General features: G+C 64.8%; 1 protein-coding gene. It reads left to right on the forward strand.

What is annotated here, in order from left to right:
* Positions 1–94: 94 nt before the first annotated feature.
* Positions 95–1041 (forward strand): IS630 family transposase gene (locus tag AC0L2R_RS33740; RefSeq protein ID WP_473498205.1). Its coding sequence is split into 2 segments (ribosomal slippage): positions 95–433 and positions 436–1041, totalling 945 coding nucleotides; the frame shifts between segments, so codons are not numbered across the junction.
* Positions 1042–1056: the final 15 nt, after the last annotated feature.

Raw genomic sequence — 1056 nt, forward strand, 5'->3', positions numbered from 1 at the left:
TAGAGCGGGATGAAGAGAGGCTGAATCGAAGGGGGATTCCCAAATCAGCGGGGATTTGATTCAACATGCTGGCTGGGGATGGAGGCCAGCATGGATGGGCAAGCCTTATTCGATGGATCTGCGCGAGCGGGTTGTTGGTGCGGTTGAGCAGGAGGGCCTGTCGCGGCGGCAGGCGGCGGCGCGTTTTGGGGTCGGCATCAGCACGGTCATCCGGTGGGTTCGCCGGCTGCGGGAAACGGGCATGGTGGAGCCCGGCAAGATGGGCGGGCGACGGCCGAAGAAGATTGCCGGTGCGCACCGCGACTGGCTTATCGAGCGCTGCCGCAATACAGACTTCACGCTGCGCGGCCTTGTGGCAGAACTGGCCGAGCGCGGGCTGAAGGTCGACTACCGCTCGGTGTGGGAGTTCGTCCGTGCCGAGAAGCTGACGCACAAAAAAAGACGCTGATCGCCGCCGAGCAGGATCGGCCCGATGTGGCGCGTCGGCGGGCGCAGTGGAAGGCCCATCAGGGCCGGATCGCCGCCTCCCGCCTGGTCTTCATCGACGAGACCTGGACCAAGACCAACATGGCTCCGCTCCGGGGCTGGGCGCCGCGCGGCCAGCGCCTGAAAGCCAAGGTGCCGCATCGACGCTGGAAGACCATGACCTTCCTGGCTGCCCTGCGCCACGACCGCGTCGACGCCCCCTGGCTCATCGACGGGCCGATCAACGGCGAGCGCTTCCGGCTCTACGTCGAGAAGGTGCTCCTGCCCACCCTCAAGCCGGGCGACATCGTCGTCATCGACAATCTCGGCTCGCACAAGGGCAAGGCCGTCCGGCACGCCATCCGCAAAGCCGGCGCCAAGCTCTTCTTCCTGCCCAAATACTCGCCGGACCTGAATCCAATCGAGCTGCTCTTCGCCAAGCTCAAGCACCTGCTGCGAAAGGCCGCCAGACGCACCACCGACGCCGTCTGCAGCGCCATCGGCCAAATCCTCGACACCGTCACATCAAAGGAATGCGCCAACTACTTCACCGAGGCCGGCTATGTCCCAACCTAAAATCATCGCGCTCTA

The sequence above is a fragment of the Mesorhizobium sp. WSM4820 genome (genome assembly GCF_055811075.1).